We start from the raw sequence: 20,347 nt of genomic DNA, 5'->3' as shown, positions 1-20,347 counted from the left end.
AATACCTGAATTAGTTGTGCGACGTGGCTGGGGTGGCGTTGGCTGCGGTCAGGGTTTCACCCTGAAAGCCGCCGCCCAGCGCTTGCATCAGTTGAATCGACAGGTCGATCTGCTCGGCATTGAGGTTGGCCAGCTGACGCTGGGCCTGCAGCAGTTGCTGCTCGATGCTGAGCACGTCCAGGTAGTTGCCGATGCCGGAACCGTAACGCTGGACGACGGTGTTGTAAGAATCCTGAGCAATCTCGGTGGCGTGTTGCTGCGCGCCGATCTGCCGGCCGATGTCACGCAACTGGTTGATCGTGTCGCTGACATCACCGAGGGCTTTCACCAGGCTTTTGTTGTACTGCGCCACCGCCAGATCGTAATCGGCGTCGCGCGCATCGAGGTTGGCGCGCAGGCGCCCGCCGTCGAAAATCGGCACCGAAATGGTCGGGGCGATGCTGAAGAAACGACTGGCCGACCCGAACATCGCGTCACCCAACAAGGATTCGGCACCGGCCGAAGCCGTGAGGTTCAAGTTGGGATAGAAGCGGGTTTTTGCCGAGTCGATGTCTTTGCTCGCCGCCTCTACGCGCCAGCGCGCAGCGACCAGATCCGGACGTCGACCGAGCAGTTCCGCCGGCAACACCGACGGCACCGCCACGGCGCTGGCTTGCAGAACTTTCGGTCGAGCAATTTCGTTGCCGCGATCCGGGCCTTTGCCGAGCAGTACGGCCAAGGCGATTTTCGCGCTGTTCAGACGTTTTTCAGCGTCGATCAGGCTGGCTTCGGAACTGGCCTCAAGGCTTTGGGTTTGCTGGAACTGGTACTGGCTGTCGATCCCGGCACTCAAGCGGCGCTGGCTCAGATCAAGCATCTGTTTGGTGCGCTTGAGGTCGTCGTTGGCCAAGTCGTAGACGATGTGCGCCTGACCCAGATCGCTGTAGGCCCGGGCCACGTCGGCGGCGAGGGTCAATTGCGCGGCCTGACGGTCGACTTCGGCAGCGCGAGCCTGACCGAGTGCAGCTTCCCAGGCATCACGCTGGCCGCCCCACAGGTCGAAGTTGTAATTGAAACCGGCGCTGACGTTACGCACGGTGGCGTAGGCATCGCCCTGCCCTCGCGGGTCCTGATCCTTGGCCAAGCGCGAACGGCTGATGCCGGCGCTGGCGTCGAGGGTCGGATAGCGTTCGGCATCGGCGGCATACGCGGCGGCGCTGGCCTGATGCGCGCGCGCTTCGGCAATCTGCATGTCCGGGCTGTCGTGCAGCGCTTCGCGGATCAGACCGTCGAGTTGCGGGTCGCCAAGGCTGGTCCACCAGTCGCTTTTCGGCCAGGCGGCCGGCGACAGGGTCACGCCGTTGAGCGACTGGCCGACTTTCAGGCTTTTCGCGTCGAGGTTTTTGCCCTGAGTATCGAGGCCGCTGTAATTGGCGCAGCCGGCGAGGATCATCGCCGACAGCACCAGGGTCAGGCTGCTGCGCAAGGTTTTACCGCTCATTGTGTTCACCTAACCGCTGGATAGTGATCGGGTCACCGGCTGCCAGCAGGATTTTCTTGAGGATGTATTCCAGGGTTTTCAGCTCTTCACGAGAGATGGCGCCGGCCAGTTCATTCATTGCATCGGCGCCGATTTGCGGCAGGCGATCGGCCAGTTGCTGGCCCTGCTCGGTGAGTTTGAGTTGCACCTGACGGCGATCGCCTTCGCTGCGTTGGCGAGCCAGGAAACCTTTCTGCTCCAGACGATCGAGCATGCGTGTCATCGAACCGCTGTCCAGCGACAGATGCCGACACAGCTCGGCCGGGGTGTCGACGCCGAACTGGGCCATGATGATCAACACCTTGAACTGCGCGGCGGTGATGCCGTGGGGTTCCATGTGGGTGTCGATGATCCGGTCCTTGAGCAGCGCGGCACGGCCCAGCAACAGGCCGAGATGGCAATGTTTGAATTCGTCCGGGGTGAAATGCTTCATGTGCTCACCTAATAACTGCCTAGGCAGTGAATGTATGTCGAGATGTTACTGCCTAGGCAGCGAATGTCAACGTAATAGTTAGGTTGCTTTGTAATTAGTTGACCAGTGGACTGGGTTTTTGTGTTGCCCGCACTGACGCTTTCGCGAGCAGGCTCGCTCCCACAGGGATCTCATGCATACATGGATCAATGTGGGAGCGAGCCTGCTCGCGAAGGCAGCGACTCGGTGTAACGTCGGTCAGGATTTGTCGGAAGGATGCACAGCCGGCGGCTGGAGGGGATGCACTTCACGCCCGCGCAAAGCAGTCACTGCATAACCGCAAGCGCGTTTGATCACCGCATACATGCTGTGCCAGCCCGGCGGTGCCGGCTCGATGGCGGCATGCAGCGCCCGTGCGTAATCGAGCACCAGACCGGGCGTCCAGGCCATCACTTCGGCGCGTTTACGCACCTGCGCCGCCACCCAGAACTCGGGGCTGAGTATCACTCTGGCGAAATCGAGCATGCTCGAATGCCCGCGATTCATCGCTCCTTCAAGGGCTGCTTCGAGGCTATGGGCGACGGCACTCGAGCAGTTGCGGCTGGTGAGATTGTACGTGCTGTTCTGCCGATATTCGCTCCAGAACGCCTGCAACCGCCGGGCGTCGTAGTGAGCAAAACTGACCTGAACCGAAGACGGGCACCAGTCGGCCACCTCCCCCGCATAGTCTGGCAGAAACCGCCCGGCGACATCGTTGTTCGGCGTCGCCCGCAGCAAGCGCACGAAATCCCCCGCCGAACGATCGATGTCGTCCAGCGGGTAATGGCTGATGTAAATCTCCGGGCCACATTCCAGCGCCGCGTGGCCGGCGGAGATCACGCCGTTGATGTCGACTGCGGCGATATAACGATTGAGCAAGCGGTTGCGCACCAGGGTGTCATCGACGGTGCCGCTGGGGGTCCAGACATGAATGACCAATGCGTCGCTGCTGGCCGGCGCACTGAGCGCAACAGCGTTTGTCAGCGGCGGCAGGTGCCTGAAGCGCACGGCTTGGCGCAACAACGCACAGCCCGAGAGAAACAGGCTCATGCCGATGCAGAACGGCACCGTGCCCTTGTACAACGTCGGATACGGTTCAAGGATAAACAGGCCATAGCCGATTTCGAACAATCCGGTCAGCAACGACAATTGCCAACCGACAAAGCGCACCACCACCGCAGCCGCCAGCCTGAAGACCCCGTCAACGATGAAAGCCCCGCCAAACAGCACCGCCAGAATCAGCCCGGCAGCATGTTGCCGGTCAACGATCAGCAGCCCCAGCAAGAGAAACGCCAGACCTCGCGCTTTACGCAGGGCCGCAGCGGTCCCGGTTTGCGGGGCCGGCACCAGCAGCAGGATCAGCGCTTCGAGCAACAACAGATAGCCGAAGAGATGCAGCGGAAAATACAGCACACCGTCCAGCGCATCGATGAAGATCGCCACCCCGGCCGCGCCCCAGACAATGCCGGTCAGCGCCAGTGCCGACCAGCGTTTGCGGACAAAGTCGTTACCGAGCAAGACCATACTCAAGCGGACCATAGGCGCAACCGGCAAGGTTTTGAGGGTTCGGTGAGTCTAATACATCCTGGAAAAACCGGATCGCAGCGTCACGACCCGGCTATTGGCCACGTTCTCAGAAATCGCGCTTGTAGAAGATATCCAGCGAACTGGCGACACCGCTGGCGGCTTCGACATAAACCTTCTTGCTCAGCTTGTAACGCAGCGCGATGGTGTTGGCCGGCTCGAACACGCCGACGCCATAACGCAGGCTGAGCTTTTCGGAAATGTTACCGCTGGCAACCACGCTGGTGGTGTTGCCGCTGCCCTGGGTATCGAGCTGGAAGTCCTGAATCCCAAGGTCTTTGGCCAGGCCGCTGGTGACCCCGGAACTGCCCATCAAACCCAGGCCCAACGCCGCTTGCGCGAGCATGTTGTTGTCTTCGCCGTTGGTGCTCAGCGGACGCCCCAGTACCAGGTAGGACAACGCCTGCTCCTGACTCATGGCCGGTTCGGAGAAGATTTGCGTGGTCGGTTGCTCGGCGCTGCCGCTCAGGCGGATACCGGCGATCACGTCGTCGGTCTGGCGGATCGCTTCGATGTCCAGATACGGCTGATCGATCGGGCCGGCAAACAGCAGCCGCGCACGACGCACGTTCAGGCGCTGGCCATAGGCGCGGTAACGGCCGTCGTTGAGCCACAGCTCGCCACGGGTGTCCATGTTGTCGCCGATGTGCACGTGACCTTGCAGGTTGGCGGTCAGGCCGAACCCGGCGAAGCTCAGTTTGTCTTCGCCGACCACCACGTCGATGTCCATTTTCATCGCCAGCGGTGGTTTGCCCTCTTCGGTCTGCGCGCCAACGATGATCGTGTCGTCGGACACTTTCACCGTCGATGGCGGCAGTTCACGCACGGTGATTTCGCCTCGCGGCACCTGTACCTTGCCGGCGATTTTCAGCTCATCGCCGGCCATGGAAATCTTCAGGTCCGGCGCCACTTCCAGCTTGGCGTACGGCTCGACGGTGACCGGCAATTGCGTGCCCTTGAGCGCCAGATCGACCACCAGCGCCTGGCCCCAGGCGACGTTACCGTTCAGGCTGCCCTGCCCACTCTTGCCGCTGTTCCAGCCACCGTCGAGGCGCACCGATTCGCCGGCAATCACCGCGGTGAGTCGCAGATTCTGCAACTCCATCGGCAACTCGGCGCCAGACACTTCGCCGTCGCTGAGTTGCACGGTGCCGTTGACCAGCGGCGCCAGCAGCCCGCCGGAAATCGTGCCGCTGCCATTCAGGCGCCCGGTCAGTTTCTCGACCATCGGCACAAACGGCCGCGCCACCGACAGGTCCAGCCCGCTGAGACGGAAAGAACCACTCAGCGGTTTGTTTTTCGGCAACGGATTGAGCTGCGCCTGCACCATCAACTCGCCGAGTTTGCCGCCGACGAAGTTGAGTTCGGTATCGACGCGCTTCGGCGTGAGTTTGCTGGTGAGCTTCAGGGTCTGGTACGGGAAGTCCAGCCACTGATCCTTTTCCTTCATGCGCAAGGTGCCGCCGCTGGCGTCGACGCTGACCACGCCGTTCGGGCCGCTGGCTGGCAGATCCAGTTGCAGATCGGCGTTGAGCTTGCCCTGCCAGGCGAAGTCTTTCGGCAACCATTGCGCCAGACTTTCGATCGGGAACTGCTTGAGGTGGTAACGCAGTTTCGGCTCGGGCAGCAGGCGCTGGTCTTCACCGCACAGACTGGCATTGCCGGACATCCAGCAATGCGCGCCGAAGTTGATCTTGCCGTCGGCCAGACGTTCGAGTTTGGCCGGGCTCTGCAGTTTCCAGTCCTGGCCGCCGGCCTGAATATCGCCGCTGGCCAAACGACCGCGCCAGTTGCCCTTGTCCAGATTGCCGTCCAGGCCAAGGGCCAGTTTCAGCTTCGGCCCGAGCAGGTCGAGGTTGAGTTTCTGGCTCTTGATGTCGCCCTGCGCGCTGGCGGTCAACACGCCGAGGTTGGTGTCGCCGGCCTGAATGCCGCTGCCCTTGAGGTCGATCTTCGCCCGTTGCGCGCTGTCGAGCGTGGCGTCGAGGTTGAGGCTTTGCAGGCGATTGTCCTGGAACGCCAGTTGCGAACCTTGCAGATCAAGTTTGCCTTGCGGAGCTTTCAGCGTACCGGCAACGTTGACCTGACCCGTGACCTGCCCCCGCAGCTGCGGCCAGAGCTGGGCCAGACGCGTCAGTTTGATGTCGATCTGGCCGGTGAGTTTCTGTTGCAGGCTGCCCTTGCCGCTGATGCTGTTATCGCCGAGGCGGATTTGCAGGGCGTTGAGGTTCCATTGCTCACCGGCACCGTCGGCCTTGGCCTGGAGGATTGCCGGTTGCCCGCGCAATTTGCCTTTGAGGTCGAGGTCGGCGCTGAGGCTCAGGCGATCGTTCTTCATTTCGCCTTTGCTGCGCAGCGGCCCGGCCAGGGTGCCCGGCAACTCCGCAACCCAGTACGCCGGGTTCAGCGCAGAGAGATCCAGCGCCGTGTCCCAGGCGATGCCGTCGGCGAACTGCACATTGACATGACCTTCGGCCTTGCCCTGCCCGGCTTCCATTTTCAATTGCGGCAAGGCGATCTGTTTCAGGCTGCCGCTGAACGGACTGCTCAGGCTGAACGCCCCCGCCGGGCCATCGAGGTCGGCGGCGAAGTTACCGAGGTACTGACCGTCGGTGTAGGAGACTTCGCCGGTGAAGGTACGCAAGGCAACTTGCGGCTCGTCGATTTCGTTATACAGCCGATGCCACGGGAAATCCTGCCAGTTGATGTTGGCCTGAGCCGTGAGGCCCTTGCTCCAGTCAACGCTGCCGGTGAGCTTGAGGCTTTGTTTGTCGTTAGCCGTCAGGTCGAGGCCGGCGATCTGCGCACCGCTGGCATCGACCTTGCCTTTGAGCAGCAGCGCCACCGGGCCTTTATCGGCGGGCAGCGTGGCGTTGCCGTTGAGCTGATAACCGTTTTTCAGGTCACCGTCGCCGGTCAGTACCAATTGATTGAGTTGCAGGGTGTCCGGCAAATCGGCGCTGGGTTTGAACGCCTCGGAGGTGATGCGCACCTTGGCCGGCAGATTTTCCGCCAGCGGTTGCAGTTCGCCGCTCAACTGGCCGTCGAGGTAGCCACGGCTGTCTGCATGCAGGTTGAGGGTTTTCAGCAGATCGCCGTCGACTTTCAACGCCAGCGTCCAGGGGCCTGTGCCTGGGGACGGCAGGCTCAGGTCACCGGCGATGTTCAGCGGCCAATTGCCGGTCGGTTGCAGCAGGCCGGAGAGATTCAGGCTGAGGTCGTCGCGCTGCAGTTTCACGCTGTCGATCTGCAGGCCCTGGGCCGTCCAGTGCGCCGCCAGTTGCAGGCCCTTGAGCTGCTCGCTGCCGTTGAACAACAGGCTGCCGACTTGTACGTCACCGAGTTCGATGGCCACCGGCAGTTGCAGATCCGGCAGTTTGATCGGGCCGCTTTCAGTGGTTTCTTCACTCGGCGGGAATTGCAGAATGACCTGATCGGCCTTGAGCTGTTCGATGCACAAAGTCATGCGGGTCAGGCACAGCGGTGACCAGGCGAAGATTGCCTTGTTCAGCTCGACGCGACTGCTGTCCTGCTGCCACAGCAGATGATCGGCGCTCCATTGGCCACCGAGACGGCCCTGGAAATTCTCCACGCTCAAACCCGGCACCAGGCTCAGCGCCCAACGGCTGCCGGCCTGCGTCCCGAGTACCGCGCTGATGCTCAATACAATTAACAACAGCAACGCCAGCAGTGTCAGTGCCGCTATTTTCAAACCACGCTTCACAGCTCAGGCCCCATGGAAAAGTGCAGCCGGATGCCGCCGTCGTCGTCCAGCGCGTGGGCCAGGTCGAGGCGAATCGGCCCCACCGGCGAGACCCAGCGCACACCGATACCGACCCCGGTCTTGAGGTTCGGCAGTTCGAGTTTGTTGAAGGAGTTGCCCTGGTCGACGAAGGTCGCGACCCGCCATTTCTCGGCAATCGAGTACTGATACTCGACGCTGCCGGCCACCATGTAGCGGCCGCCGATGCGGTCGCCCTTGGAGTTTTCCGGGGACAGGCTCTGGTAGTCGTAACCGCGCACGCTTTGATCGCCGCCGGCGAAGAAACGCAGCGACGGCGGTACCGAGTTGTAACCGTTGGTGGCGCTGCCGCCGACCTGCACCCGACCGAGGAAGCGGTGGTTGTCGAACACCGTGGTCAGGCCCTTGATGAGCGCCGTGCCATATAAAAGGTTGTTGTCCGAGCCAAGGCCTTCTTTCGCCACTTTGCTTTCGAAGGTCAGGCGATAGCCGTTGTGCGGGTCGATGCGGTTGTCGCTTTTCAGGTACGAGTAACTGATGCCGGGCATCAACAAGGTACTCAGGCCGGAGTCGTCGCCAAGTTCATATTCTTCACGCTGCCATTTCAGCGAGATCACTCGCTGCCAGCCGCTGGGCAACTTGCTGTGCCATTCCGGGCCGAAGGTCAGCAGCTTGCTCAGGGTGTCCGAGCCGTCGATGTTTTCAAATTGATAACCACCGGCCCAACGCAGTTTGTCGGTCAGCGGTGGGTCGAGCGGGATGTCATAGAACAACCCGACGTTCTGCCGTGGCGCCGACAACTCGGCTTCCCAGCCGTAACTGTCGCCCTGCGGGTTGACCCAGTGGCGCGTCCAGTTGGCCTTGATCCGTGGGCCGACGTCGGTCGAATAACCGAGGCCCAGGCCCATGGTGCGTGGTTTGCGGGTGTCGAGTTTGACGTCGACCGGGATCACATCGTTTTTCGCCGCCGTCGGCGCCGCATCGACGCGCACGCCTTCGAAATAGCCACTCGATTGCAGGTCGCGGTTGAGTTCGGCGATCAGCTCGGAGTCATACGGATCGCCAGCCTTGAACGGCACCATGCGTTGCAGCAGGTCTTCGTCGAACGGCGTATCGCCCTCGAAACTGACTTTGCCCAGCGCATAACGCGGGCCGCTGTCGTAGATCAATTCAACGTCGGCCACCCCGGCACGCGGGTCGACCAAAAGTTTCTGGCTGGTGAAATGGCCACTGAAAAAGCCGAAGCGCGAGGCCTGGTTCTGGATCAGGCGTTTGGCGTCTTCATAACGCCCATGGTTGAGCACGGCGCCGGACTTGAGCGTGTCACTGCTCGGCACACGAAAGGATTTGAGGGAGGCGGCAGGCCCGTCGACGCGGATGGTGACGTTGCGCAGACGAATCGGCTCGCCAGGATCGATGTTCAGCACCAAGCGCGGTTTTTCGCCGCCCTTCACGTCACTGTCGATCTGCGGCTGGTAATAACCCAAGGCCTGCGCCGCTTTGCGCGCCTGCTCCTCGGCCCCGCGACTGAAGCGCAGCAAGGCTTGTTCGTCACGGTCGCCGAGGCTGCCGATATAACCTTCTATATTGGCCTTGAGTTCGTCGTTGGACGGTTTGATCCGCACGTCCAATTCACTTTGCGCCAGCGCCGCGCAGCTGGTTAACAGCATGAGCACGCCACTGGTAAATCTTCCTGGAAACTTCATAGGCGCGGATGCTATCACGGGCTTGGGAGCGTGATAGAACAGGAAATTTCCGAAAAAGTTCTATGGCTAAGCCGTTGCAGTTTGTAACACCTGCGGATTGGCGTGGAAAAACACGTGCTCGCGCACCGGGCCAACAGCCACTTCGCCGATCTCTTCGTAGCCTTGGCGTTTATAGAATTCCAGGTAACGCGGGTTGCCGGTGTCGAGCACCACGCCTTGCGAGGTTTCGTCCACTGCGCACCAGTTGTGCACCGCGGTCAGCAACTGCTCGCCGAAGTGTTTGCCCTGAAACTGCGGATGAATCCCCAGCAGCGGCAGCATGTGCACCGAATCGCTGGGCACGCAGGCGGCCACCGCATCGTGATATTCCAGATAGCGCCGGGTGCAGCGGAATCCGGTGCTGAGCACCATGCGCAGGCGCCATGCCCAACTTTCGGTGATCCCCAGACGCCGTTGCGGCGGCGCGATCAGGGCGATGCCGATCAGCCGGTCGTTGACCAACAGGCCGATGGCCGGCTGATCCTGCAGAAAGTGCTGTTTGACCAGTTCCCGCACCGTGGCCCGCACGCGCTGCTCGTAGCCCGGCCGCTCGGCCTCGAACAGGTAACCGAAGGTCGGCTCGTGGCGATAGGCCTGATACAGCAGCGATCGGGCTTCGCGCGAGTAACCGCGGTCGAGCATGTGGATGTCGGCGATGGCGGTCTGGGTTTCAGGCATAACGGTGATTCTCCCCCGGGGCGCGGCTCAAATGACTGCGCTCTTGATGGTACGAACCTTTTGCCGGTGGCGCAGTTCCCCACAGGTATAGACCAACTCGGGATCTTCATCGACTGGGCGGCCGCCATCGCGAGCAGGCTCACTCCTACAGGGGGTACGCATTCCAATTGTAGGAGCGAGCCTGCTCGCGATGGCGTCAGCTCGGGCAACCCACATCCCACAGATGAAAATGATTTCTCCCACCCCACACTGGCCCCCATCCCACATGTCAGCTAGCATCGCCCTTTTGCCAGGACTGCCGACCATGAAGATTGTTTCCTTCAACATCAACGGACTGCGCGCCCGTCCGCATCAGCTGGCAGCGCTGATCGAAAAGCATCAGCCGGACGTGATCGGCCTGCAGGAAACCAAGGTCCACGACGACCAGTTCCCGCTGGAAGAAGTGCGTGCGCTGGGCTACCACGTTTATTTCCACGGTCAGAAAGGCCATTACGGCGTCGCCCTGCTTTCGCGCAAAGAACCGATTGCGATCCACAAAGGCTTCGCCAGCGATGAAGAAGACGCACAGCGCCGCTTTATCTGGGGCACTTTCGCCGACGCCAATGGCGTGCCGGTGACCATCATGAACGGCTACTTCCCGCAGGGCGAAAGCCGCGACCACCCGACCAAATTCCCGGCCAAGCAACGCTTCTACAGCGACCTGCAAACCCTGCTGGAAAGCCAGTTCCACAACGAGCAGCCGCTGGTGGTGATGGGCGATGTGAACATTTCCCCGGAGGACTGCGACATCGGCATCGGCCCGGACAACATGAAGCGCTGGTTGAAAACCGGCAAATGCAGCTTCCTGCCGGAAGAGCGCGAGTGGATGGCCCGCCTGAAAAACTGGGGCCTGACCGACAGCTATCGCCACTTGAACCCGGACGTGACCGACATGTTCAGCTGGTTCGACTATCGCAGCCGTGGTTTTGAAGACGAACCGAAACGTGGCCTGCGCATCGACGTGATCCTCGCCTCCCACGGCTTGCTGCCGCGGGTCAAGGATGCGGGCGTGGACTATGAACTGCGCGGCATGGAAAAACCGTCGGATCATGCGCCGATCTGGCTTGAACTGGCCTGATCTCAAGCTTTAAGAGAACCTTGTAGGAGTGAGCCTGCTCGCGATGACGGTGGATCAGTCGATGTGTTTATTGGCTGATACTCCGCCATCGCGAGCAGGCTCACTCCTACATTGGATCACTGTCATGTTTTGGTCATGCGCCTGACTTAATCTCCCCGGCAATCCCCTTGGCTTGATTCGGTGCCGGCATGACCCTGCGTGTTCTGTTCGCTTTTCTGTCGAGTGCATGGCTGACGGTCAGTGCCGCCACCCTGCCCATCCCTGAAAACGGCCCGGCGTTGCGCATTCAGGGTTCCAACACCATTGGCGCCGACCTTGGCCCGGCGTTGGTTGAAGGCTTTCTGCAGGACCAGGGCCTGCTGAAAATTCACCGCGAGAACCCCGACGCCGCCAACGAACAACACATCGTCGGCCAGACTGCCCAAGGCAAACGGGTGGTGATTGAAGTCGCCGCCCACGGTTCCAGCACCGGGTTCACCGCGCTGAAAAGCGCCAGTGCCGACCTCGCCGCCTCCTCCCGACCGATCAAGGACAGCGAACTGCTCAGCCTGCAAGCGCTCGGCGATCTGAAAAGCGCCGCCGCCGAGCAGGTGATTGCCATCGACGGTCTGGCGATCATCCTTCACCCCGGCAACCCACTGCAGCAACTGGACACCGAGCAACTGGCGCGGATCTTCAGCGGTGAGGTGAAAACCTGGGAAGACCTCGGCGGTCGCGGCGGCGCGATTCATTTATATGCGCGGGATGATCAGTCCGGCACTTACGACACGTTCAAGGAACTGGTGCTGGGTCGGCGTGGGAAAAGTCTGAGTTCCAGTGCGAAACGCTTCGAATCCAGCGAGCAATTGTCCGACGCGGTGAGCAGTGATCCGCAGGGTATCGGTTTCATCGGTCTGCCGTATGTGCGTCAGGCCAAAGCCGTGGCGATTGCCGACGGCGCATCGCAATCGATGTTGCCGCTCAACAGCCTGATTGCCACTGAGGACTATCCGCTGTCGCGGCGCCTGTTCTTTTATCTGCCGCCGGGCAACCAGAATCCGTGGGCATCGGCACTGGTGGCGTTTGCGCAAAGCCCACAGGGCCAGAAGATTGTCGCGGCCAACGGCTTCATCAGCCAGACCGTGCACGCGATGACCGTGACACCGAATGCGCTGATGCCCGAGGGTTATCAATCCCTCAGCCGCCATGCCCAGCGTCTGACGGTGAATTTCCGTTTCGAGGAAGGCAGCGCCAGCCTCGACAACAAGGCGCGGCAGGATCTGGCGCGGGTGCTCGACTATATACAGCGCCACGACAAGACCGAGCGCGCGGTGACGCTGGTGGGGTTTGGCGACGAGAAAGACGATCCGGCCCGCGCCGACCTGCTGTCAAAGCTGCGGGCGATGGCGGTGCGCCGTGAATTGGTGAAGAACGGCGTGGTGATGCGCGAAGTGCGCGGGTTTGGCGCGTTGATGCCGGTGGCGGCGAACAGTGCGGATGAAGGCAGGATCAAGAATCGGCGGGTTGAGGTTTGGGTGTATTGAATCCGATGTTGATGGACTGAATGGGCAGGCCCCTTCGCGAGCAGGCTCGCTCCCACAGTGATCGCATTCTTCCATTTGGTATGCGGTCTAATGTGGGAGCGAGCCTGCTCGCGAAGCCGGCGACGCGGTCTTAATGACCGCTGCGCAGCATTTCCTTCGGCACATACTTGCCGATCTCGAACTTGCCGATCGCCGCGCGGTGCACTTCGTCCGGGCCGTCGGCCAGGCGCAGGGTGCGCTGCATGGCGTACATATAGGCCAGCGGGAAATCGTTGGAAACCCCGGCCCCGCCGTGGATCTGGATCGCCCGGTCGATCACCCGCAGCGCCACGTTCGGCGCGACAACCTTGATCTGCGCGATCTCGCTCTTCGCCACTTTGTTGCCGACGGTGTCCATCATGTACGCCGCTTTCAGGGTCAGCAGGCGCGCCATGTCGATTTCCATCCGCGAGTCAGCGATCTTGTCGACGTTACCGCCCAGACGCGCCAATGGCTTGCCGAACGCGGTGCGGCTCACCGAGCGTTTACACATCAATTCCAGCGCACGTTCAGCCATGCCGATCGAGCGCATGCAGTGGTGAATCCGCCCTGGGCCGAGGCGACCCTGAGCGATCTCGAAGCCGCGGCCCTCACCGAGCAAGACGTTTTCGTACGGCACGCGCACGTTGTCGAACAACACTTCGGCGTGGCCGTGCGGTGCATCGTCGTAGCCGAACACCGGCAGCGGACGGACGATTTTCACCCCGGGGGTATCGACCGGCACGAGGATCATCGAGTGCTGCGCATGGCGCGGTGCGTCGGGGTTGCTCAGGCCCATGAAGATCAGGATCTTGCAGCGCGGATCGCAGGCGCCGGAAGTCCACCATTTCTTGCCGTTGATCACCCACTCGTCGCCATCACGCACGGCGCGGGCGGCCATGTTGGTGGCGTCGGACGAGGCCACGTCCGGCTCGGTCATGGCGAACGCCGAGCGGATCTCGCCGCGCAGCAACGGTTCGAGCCAGCGCTGTTTCTGCTCTTCGTTGGCGTAGCGCACCAGCACTTCCATGTTGCCGGTGTCCGGCGCCGAGCAGTTGAACGGTTCCGGCCCCAGCAGCGAGCGGCCCATGATTTCTGCCAGCGGTGCGTATTCAAGGTTGGTCAGGCCAGCGCCGAGTTCCGACTCAGGCAGGAACAGATTCCACAGCCCTTCAGCCTTGGCCTTGGCTTTGAGCTCTTCCATGATCGCGGTCGGCTGCCAGCGATCACCCTCGGCAACCTGGCGTTCGAACACGGCTTCGGCCGGGTAAACGTAAGTGTCCATGAACGCGGTCACGCGCTCACGCAGTTCTTGCACCTTGGGCGAATAAGCGAAATCCATGAGCAATTACCTTCTTTAGGCAGAGGTTGTTCAGATCATGCAATCGATGCTAGAACAGCGCGGATAATTTACCTAGCCTATTCTCGGCGTGTATAAACATTCATCACCGATATATGATCCGCTGATCGTCAGCCCCTAGAACAAGAGAAGCCGCGTTATGAATCTGAGTAAGGTCGACCTCAACCTTTTCATCGTCTTCGACGCGATCTACACCGAAGCCAACCTGACCCGCGCCGGGCAGATTGTCGGGATTACCCAGCCGGCGGTATCCAACGCGCTGGCGCGGTTGCGCGAGACCTTCAACGATCCGCTGTTCGTGCGCACCGCCCAGGGCATGGTGCCGACGCCGATGGCACAGAACATCATCGGCCCGGTGCGCAACGCGCTGTCGCTGCTGCGGGTGTCGGTGCAGGAGAGCCGGATCTTCAACCCGGCGCAGGCGGTGAAGACTTACCGCATCAGCATGACCGACCTGACTGAGGCGGTAATCCTGCCGCCGCTGTTCCAGCGCCTGCGGCGACTGGCGCCGACGGTGATCATCGAAAGCTTTCTGTCGAAACGCCGTGAGACCACCAAGGAACTCGCCGCCGGGCGTCTGGATTTCGCCGTCGATGCGCCGCTCAACACCGACCCGCAGGTGCGCCACGTCAAGCTGATGGAAGACCGCTACGTCTGTGCAATGCGCAAGGGTCATCCGCTGGCGAGCAAGGAGAAACTGTCGCTGGATGATTATCTGTCGCTGACCCACATCCATATCTCCAGCCGCCGCAGCGGGCTGGGCTACGTGGATCTGGCGCTGGGCAAAATGGGCATTCAGCGCAAGATCGCCCTGCGCTCGCAGCATTATCTGATGGCGTCGCAGGTCATGCAGCAGACCGACATGGTGATGACGGTGCCCGAGCGCTTTGCCCGGCGTAATGACTTGCATGCGTTCAACCTGCCGGTCAACGACGTGCCGCCGCTGGAGACTCACCTGTATTGGCATGAAAGCACCGACCAGGACCCGGCCAATCGCTGGATGCGCGAGCAGATCATCGAGTTGTGCCAGCAGGTGGCGGCGCAGGAGAAGAAGCTCGACAAAGTGTAAGGCTGGCAACCGCGTTATCGTTCTTCGCGAGCAGGCTCGCTCCCACATTCGATCGCGCTTCTTCAGATGACATGCAATCAACTGTGGGAGCGAGCCTGCTCGCGAAGAGGCCATCCCTCACACCATACATCTTGAACCTTGACGTAAACGTCAACTCGCCATTAGCTTAGCGCCAAGACCTTTTTCCGAGCGCTTTCATGAGCAGCCAGACCTACAGCATTTCCGACCTCGCCCGCGAGCTGGACATCACCACCCGGGCGATCCGCTTTTATGAAGAACAAGGCCTGCTCAGCCCCGAGCGTCGTGGCCAGGAACGCATCTACTCGCCGCGCGACAAGGTCAGCCTGAAGCTGATCCTGCGCGGCAAGCGCATCGGTTTCTCCCTGGCCGAATGCCGTGAGCTGATCGAGCTCTATGACCCGTCCAGCGGTAACACCAAACAGCTCAACAGCATGCTGGCAAAAATCGGCGAGCGCCGCGAACAGCTCGAGCAGCAGTTGCTCGACATCGAACAGATGAAGCTGGAACTCGATACCGCTGAAGAACGCTGCGTGCAGGCGTTGGAGCAGACGCTGAAGAGCCAGCAGATAGCGCAGTAATCAGCCACAACTCATTCCCTGTGGGAGCGGGCTTGCTCGCGAAGGCGGAGTGTCAGGCGACAAATTTTGTATCTGATACACCGCCTTCGCGAGCAAGCCCGCTCCCACAGGGACCTCATGTAATTCCGAAAATGAGCAGGTCAATCCCATGTCCCTCCCCTCCCAAGTACGCCTGATCGAAGTCGGCCCGCGCGATGGCCTGCAGAACGAAGCCCAACCGATCAGCGTGGCTGACAAGGTGCAACTGGTCGACGCCCTGAGCGCCGCCGGCCTTGGTTATATCGAAGTCGGCAGTTTTGTCTCGCCGAAATGGGTGCCGCAGATGGCCGGATCCGCCGAAGTGTTTGCGCAGATCCAGCGTAAACCCGGCGTGACCTACGGCGCACTGGCGCCGAACCTGCGCGGTTTTGAAGATGCACTGGCGGCCGGTGTGAAAGAAGTCGCGGTGTTCGCCGCGGCGTCCGAGGCGTTCTCGCAGCGCAACATCAATTGCTCGATCAGCGAAAGTCTGGCGCGCTTCGCACCGATCATGGAGGCCGCGAAACAGCACGGCGTTACCGTGCGCGGTTACGTGTCCTGCGTGCTCGGTTGCCCTTATGAAGGCGAGGTCGCACCGGAACAAGTGGCGATGGTCGCCCGCGAGTTGTATGCGATGGGCTGCTACGAAGTGTCCCTCGGCGACACCATCGGCACCGGCACCGCCGGCGCGACCCGGCGGCTGTTCGAAGTGGTGTCGGCGCAAGTGCCACGGGAAAAACTCGCCGGGCACTTCCACGACACCTACGGCCAGGCGATGGCCAACATCTATGCCAGCCTGCTGGAAGGCATCGCGGTGTTCGACAGCTCTATCGCCGGCCTCGGCGGCTGCCCGTACGCCAAAGGCGCGAGCGGTAACGTCGCCACCGAAGACGTGGTGTACCTGCTCAACGGCCTGGGCATCGAGACCGGTATCGACCTGGACGCCTTGATTGCGGCGGGTCAGCAGATCAGCGCGGTGCTCGGTCGCCCGAGCGGTTCGCGTGTGGCCAAGGCCCGTAACGCCCAGTGAGGGCGAAGGTGTTACCGCTGCGTCGGAAACGTGGGCGTAGTCGAGTAACACGGAAACAAATTGTCTGGTTTGCCCTGAAGGAAAAATCCTTCAAAAATCTCAAACCTTTGATTTACAAGGGTTTTAAAAAGTTGGCACGGCTTCTGCTATCTCTATGGCATAACAAGAATAAAAAGCAGCAAACCAATAAAAATAAGACGTACCGACTCTGACATAACAAAAACAACACGGCAGAGACGCAGCTAACAGATTTTTTTGGAGAAGGTGTGCTTTTCAGGGTATTCCTCGGAATGACCCGCAACCGGGCAGAGAACAATAAAACTACCTTCAGGTAGCTCCCGAATCGGTTGGATCGTTTAACGAGAAAGCAGATCAGCGCTCAAAAAAATACGTTTGCTCTTGACCCCGGATGGGGGTCGCCAAAAACAGCGGTAAAGGGCCACGGTTGCCAAAAACAACAACAGACCGCCCCTCAATAATAATAAAAGAGCACGCGACGACAAAATTAAAGGGGAGCTTCGGCTCCCTTTTGTGCTTTCTGTGATTCCTGTTTTCACTGCGCATCCCTTGTGGGAGCGAGCCTGCTCGCGAAAGCGGTGTATCAGACACATCTGCGCTGAATGACACACTGCATTCGCGAGCAGGCTCGCTCCCACATTTGATCTTCGTCAGGCTTGCTTTTCGCGTAGCTCTTCGATGCTTATTTCCCGCATCCTGAACTTCTGGATCTTGCCCGTTACCGTCATCGGAAACTCTTCGACAAACTTGAAGTAACGCGGCGTCTTGAAGTGCGCGATGCGTTCCTTGCACCACGCTTGCAGCTCTTGTTCGGTGGCATTGTGACCGGGGTGGAACTTGATCCAGGCAACAATCTCCTCACCGTAACGCGAGCACGGAATGCCGATCACCTGCACATCCGCCACCGCCGGGTGGGTGAAGAAAAACTCTTCCAGCTCACGCGGATAAACGTTCTCGCCACCACGGATGATCATGTCCTTGTTGCGCCCGGCGATGTTCACGTAACCCTCATCGTTCATGCTCGCCAGATCGCCGGTGTGCATCCAGCCCGCCTCGTCGATGGCTTCGGCCGTGGCTTGCGGGTTGCTCCAGTAACCGAGCATCACACTGTAACCGCGGGTGCACAGCTCACCGATGGTGCCGCGCGGCACCAGGTTGCCCGCCTCGTCGATGATTTTGCTTTCCAGTTGCGGCTGGGTGCGGCCGACGGTGGTGACGCGCAGTTCAAGTTCATCGTTGGGTCCGGTCTGCAGCGACACCGGACTGGTCTCGGTCATGCCGTAGGCAATCTGCACTTCGCTCATGTGCATCTCGCTGATGACCCGGCGCATTACCTCGATCGGGCAAGTGGCGCCGGCCATGATCCCGGTGCGCAGGGTCGACAGGTCGAACTCGGCCCGCTGCGGCTGATCGAGCATGGCGATGAACATGGTTGGCACGCCATAGAGGCCGGTGGCTTGTTCTTCGGCGACGGTTTGCAGGGTCAGTAACGGGTCGAACGCGTCGTTGGGATAAATCATGGTGCTGGCGTGGGTGATGCAGCCGAGGTTGCCCATGACCATGCCGAAGCAGTGATACAGCGGCACGGGGATCACCAGGCGGTCGCTCGGGGTCAGGCCGATGCTTTCGCCGACCATGTAACCGTTGTTGAGGATGTTGTAGTGACTGAGGGTCGCGCCCTTGGGGAAACCGGTGGTGCCGGAGGTGTACTGGATGTTCACCGGTTGATCGAAGTGCAGGCTGTCGCTGCGTTCACGCAGTTGTTCGGGCGAAACACTGCTCGCCAGATCGGCCAGTTGCAACCACGGCAGGAAGCCCGACGGTGGCTGTGCGTCGAGGCTGATCACCCCGCGCAAATCCGCCAGACGTTCGCTGCACAAATGGCCGATGGATTGCTCGGCGAGTTCCGGTACCAGCCCTTGCAGCATGGCGTGGTAGTTGGAGGACTTGAAAGCGCCGGCGCACACCAGCCACTGGCAACCGGACTGCTTGAGCACGTATTCCAGTTCGGAGCTGCGGTAGGCCGGGTTGATGTTGACCAGGATCACGCCGATCTTCGCCGTGGCGATTTGCGTGATGCACCACTGCGCGCAGTTCGGCGCCCAGATGCCGAGCCGATCTCCCGCCTGCAAACCCAGCGCCAGCAAGGCTCTGGCGTGCAGGTCGACGCTATCGGCCAGTTGCTGCCAGGTATAACGCAACTGCTGATGCCTTACGACCAGCGCCTCGCCGTACGGGTGTTGCGCGACAGTCTGATCGAACTTCTGCCCGATGGTCATCGCCAGCAAGGCTTTGTCCTGTGAGCCACGGGTGTAGCTGCGCTGCGGGTTTGCACTGGGTTGATCCATGACTACCCCTATTGTCTTTATTAGTGGGTTTACCGGGATTTTGCTCTTGGCGGGAGTCAACTGTGGCGAGGGGATTCATCCCCGATGGTGTGCGAAGCGCACCCTCAGTTTTTCCTGTTGAACCGCATTCACAGGTTTTGGGTCGGCTTCGCCAACCATCGGGGATAAATCCCCTCACCACACAAGCCCGCTCCCACCAAAAGCACTCCGCTTTCAATCCTGAACTGCCCCTACTCTCGCTCAAGTTGACGTTAACGTAAAGGGTGATTGACAGCCATTCGTCACAGGCTTACGTTAACGTAAAGGTGAGAGCCGCTCGACCGCCCTCCCCACCCTACAAAAAAGCCAAAAGGTGACCCATGAGCTACCCATCCCTGAACTTCGCCCTCGGTGAAACCATCGACATGCTGCGCGATCAGGTTCAGTCCTTCGTCGCCGATCAGATTGCCCCACGCGCCGCGCAGATCGACCGCGACAACCTGTTCCCGGCCGACATGTGGCGCAAATTCGGTGACATGGGCCTGCTCGGCATCACCGTGCCGGAAGAGTACGGCGGTGCGGGTCTGGGTTACCTGGCGCACGTGGTGGCGATGGAAGAAATCAGCCGCGGCTCGGCTTCCGTGGCGCTGTCCTACGGCGCGCACTCCAATCTCTGCGTCAACCAGATCAACCGCAACGGTAACCACGAACAGAAATCCAAATACCTGCCGAAGCTGATCAGCGGCGAACACGTCGGCGCACTCGCCATGAGCGAGCCGAACGCCGGCTCCGACGTGGTTTCGATGAAACTGCGCGCCGACAAACGCGGCGACCGCTTCGTGCTCAATGGCAGCAAGACCTGGATCACCAACGGCCCTGACGCCAACACCTACGTGATCTACGCCAAGACCGACCTGGAAAAAGGCCCGCACGGCATCACCGCGTTCATCGTCGAGCGCGACTGGAAAGGCTTCAGCCGCAGCAACAAGTTCGACAAGCTCGGCATGCGCGGTTCCAACACCTGCGAGCTGTTCTTCGATGACGTCGAAGTGCCAGAAGAAAATATCCTCGGCGTGCTCAATGGCGGCGTGAAAGTGCTGATGAGTGGCCTCGATTATGAACGCGTGGTGCTGTCCGGCGGCCCGACCGGGATCATGCAGTCGTGCATGGACCTGATCGTGCCGTACATCCACGATCGCAAGCAGTTCGGCCAGAGCATTGGCGAATTCCAGCTGATCCAGGGCAAAGTCGCCGACATGTACACCCAGCTCAACGCCAGCCGCGCCTACCTGTATGCGGTGGCCCAGGCCTGCGAGCGTGGCGAAACCACGCGCAAGGACGCCGCCGGAGTGATCCTCTACACCGCCGAGCGCGCCACGCAAATGGCCCTCGACGCGATCCAGATTCTCGGCGGTAACGGCTACATAAACGAATTCCCGGCCGGGCGTCTGCTGCGTGATGCCAAGCTCTACGAAATCGGCGCCGGCACCAGTGAGATCCGGCGCATGCTGATCGGCCGCGAACTGTTCAACGAAACCCGCTAAAACGG

14 protein-coding genes are annotated in these 20,347 nt (G+C 60.8%); 6 read left to right on the top strand and 8 right to left on the bottom strand.

All coding sequences use genetic code 11. The features are described from left to right. Positions 1 to 10 precede the first annotated feature (10 nt). From HDC30_RS09550 to HDC30_RS09525, 6 genes are all read right to left on the bottom strand, one after another. Positions 11 to 1,480: an efflux transporter outer membrane subunit gene (locus HDC30_RS09550; RefSeq protein WP_183782624.1), complete on the bottom strand. Its 1,470-nt coding sequence runs from the start codon at positions 1,478 to 1,480 to the stop codon at positions 11 to 13. After that, positions 1,470 to 1,952, bottom strand: coding sequence for a MarR family winged helix-turn-helix transcriptional regulator (locus HDC30_RS09545; protein WP_183782623.1), 483 nt, complete (start codon positions 1,950 to 1,952; stop codon positions 1,470 to 1,472). The genes HDC30_RS09550 and HDC30_RS09545 overlap by 11 nt, the downstream gene beginning before the upstream one ends. A gap of 237 nt (positions 1,953 to 2,189) precedes the next feature. After that, complete coding sequence (locus HDC30_RS09540; protein WP_097088151.1) at positions 2,190 to 3,509, bottom strand: hypothetical protein; 1,320 nt, start codon at positions 3,507 to 3,509, stop codon at positions 2,190 to 2,192. Positions 3,510 to 3,603: 94 nt separating this feature from the next. Next, entirely contained in the window at positions 3,604 to 7,278 is a 3,675-nt protein-coding gene (locus HDC30_RS09535) for a translocation/assembly module TamB domain-containing protein (protein ID WP_097088153.1), read from the bottom strand. Further along, a complete protein-coding gene (locus tag HDC30_RS09530) occupies positions 7,275 to 9,002 on the bottom strand; it encodes an autotransporter assembly complex family protein (protein ID WP_027614631.1) in 1,728 nt (575 codons plus the stop codon). Before HDC30_RS09530 ends, HDC30_RS09535 begins: the two co-directional genes overlap by 4 nt. Positions 9,003 to 9,068: 66 nt before the next feature. After that, on the bottom strand, positions 9,069 to 9,719 hold the full coding sequence (locus HDC30_RS09525; RefSeq protein WP_007961094.1) for an N-acetyltransferase: 651 nt from the start codon (positions 9,717 to 9,719) through the stop codon (positions 9,069 to 9,071). A 304-nt stretch (positions 9,720 to 10,023) separates the two neighbouring features. On the opposite strand from HDC30_RS09525, the gene xthA reads away from it, so the two are divergent. Together xthA and HDC30_RS09515 are read left to right on the top strand one after the other, a co-directional pair. Continuing rightward, on the top strand, positions 10,024 to 10,836 hold the full coding sequence (xthA, locus tag HDC30_RS09520; protein ID WP_095138861.1) for an exodeoxyribonuclease III: 813 nt from the start codon (positions 10,024 to 10,026) through the stop codon (positions 10,834 to 10,836). Positions 10,837 to 11,024: 188 nt separating this feature from the next. Continuing rightward, entirely contained in the window at positions 11,025 to 12,359 is a 1,335-nt protein-coding gene (locus tag HDC30_RS09515) for a substrate-binding domain-containing protein (protein ID WP_096795665.1), read from the top strand. Positions 12,360 to 12,489: 130 nt separating this feature from the next. Here the strand turns inward: HDC30_RS09515 and HDC30_RS09510 are convergent, their stop codons facing one another. Beyond that, entirely contained in the window at positions 12,490 to 13,719 is a 1,230-nt protein-coding gene (locus HDC30_RS09510; protein WP_003223710.1) for an acyl-CoA dehydrogenase, read from the bottom strand. A gap of 157 nt (positions 13,720 to 13,876) precedes the next feature. Between HDC30_RS09510 and HDC30_RS09505 the strand changes: the two genes are divergently transcribed. The 3 genes from HDC30_RS09505 to HDC30_RS09495 all read left to right on the top strand — a co-directional run bounded on the left by HDC30_RS09505 (position 13,877) and on the right by HDC30_RS09495 (position 16,453). Beyond that, a complete protein-coding gene (locus HDC30_RS09505) occupies positions 13,877 to 14,806 on the top strand; it encodes a LysR family transcriptional regulator (protein ID WP_183782621.1) in 930 nt (309 codons plus the stop codon). Between the two features lie 197 nt (positions 14,807 to 15,003). Continuing rightward, entirely contained in the window at positions 15,004 to 15,405 is a 402-nt protein-coding gene (locus tag HDC30_RS09500; RefSeq protein ID WP_027614625.1) for a MerR family DNA-binding transcriptional regulator, read from the top strand. 148 nt (positions 15,406 to 15,553) lie between these two features. Then, the gene (locus HDC30_RS09495; RefSeq protein ID WP_027614624.1) at positions 15,554 to 16,453 is read left to right on the top strand and encodes a hydroxymethylglutaryl-CoA lyase; all 900 of its coding nucleotides are present in this window, start codon (positions 15,554 to 15,556) and stop codon (positions 16,451 to 16,453) included. Between the two features lie 668 nt (positions 16,454 to 17,121). Here the strand turns inward: HDC30_RS09495 and HDC30_RS09490 are convergent. Continuing rightward, positions 17,122 to 18,819, bottom strand: coding sequence for an AMP-binding protein (locus HDC30_RS09490; RefSeq protein WP_096795667.1), 1,698 nt, complete (start codon positions 18,817 to 18,819; stop codon positions 17,122 to 17,124). A gap of 359 nt (positions 18,820 to 19,178) precedes the next feature. On the opposite strand from HDC30_RS09490, the gene HDC30_RS09485 reads away from it, so the two are divergent. After that, the gene (locus HDC30_RS09485; RefSeq protein WP_007961115.1) at positions 19,179 to 20,342 is read left to right on the top strand and encodes an isovaleryl-CoA dehydrogenase; all 1,164 of its coding nucleotides are present in this window, start codon (positions 19,179 to 19,181) and stop codon (positions 20,340 to 20,342) included. Positions 20,343 to 20,347: the final 5 nt, after the last annotated feature.

Origin of the sequence: Pseudomonas sp. JAI115, assembly GCF_014200835.1 — a bacterium.
Lineage (GTDB): Bacteria > Pseudomonadota > Gammaproteobacteria > Pseudomonadales > Pseudomonadaceae > Aquipseudomonas > Aquipseudomonas putida_A.
This window is presented reverse-complemented; position numbering and strand designations above follow the sequence as displayed.

Coding starts and splice junctions, on each gene's coding strand:
- HDC30_RS09550 (WP_183782624.1), bottom strand. CDS start 1,480: ATGAGCGGTAAAACCTTGCGCAGCAGCCTGACCCTGGTGCTGTCGGCG.
- HDC30_RS09545 (WP_183782623.1), bottom strand. CDS start 1,952: ATGAAGCATTTCACCCCGGACGAATTCAAACATTGCCATCTCGGCCTG.
- HDC30_RS09540 (WP_097088151.1), bottom strand. CDS start 3,509: ATGGTCCGCTTGAGTATGGTCTTGCTCGGTAACGACTTTGTCCGCAAA.
- HDC30_RS09530 (WP_027614631.1), bottom strand. CDS start 9,002: ATGAAGTTTCCAGGAAGATTTACCAGTGGCGTGCTCATGCTGTTAACC.
- HDC30_RS09525 (WP_007961094.1), bottom strand. CDS start 9,719: ATGCCTGAAACCCAGACCGCCATCGCCGACATCCACATGCTCGACCGC.
- xthA (WP_095138861.1), top strand. CDS start 10,024: ATGAAGATTGTTTCCTTCAACATCAACGGACTGCGCGCCCGTCCGCAT.
- HDC30_RS09515 (WP_096795665.1), top strand. CDS start 11,025: ATGACCCTGCGTGTTCTGTTCGCTTTTCTGTCGAGTGCATGGCTGACG.
- HDC30_RS09510 (WP_003223710.1), bottom strand. CDS start 13,719: ATGGATTTCGCTTATTCGCCCAAGGTGCAAGAACTGCGTGAGCGCGTG.
- HDC30_RS09505 (WP_183782621.1), top strand. CDS start 13,877: ATGAATCTGAGTAAGGTCGACCTCAACCTTTTCATCGTCTTCGACGCG.
- HDC30_RS09500 (WP_027614625.1), top strand. CDS start 15,004: ATGAGCAGCCAGACCTACAGCATTTCCGACCTCGCCCGCGAGCTGGAC.
- HDC30_RS09495 (WP_027614624.1), top strand. CDS start 15,554: ATGTCCCTCCCCTCCCAAGTACGCCTGATCGAAGTCGGCCCGCGCGAT.
- HDC30_RS09490 (WP_096795667.1), bottom strand. CDS start 18,819: ATGGATCAACCCAGTGCAAACCCGCAGCGCAGCTACACCCGTGGCTCA.
- HDC30_RS09485 (WP_007961115.1), top strand. CDS start 19,179: ATGAGCTACCCATCCCTGAACTTCGCCCTCGGTGAAACCATCGACATG.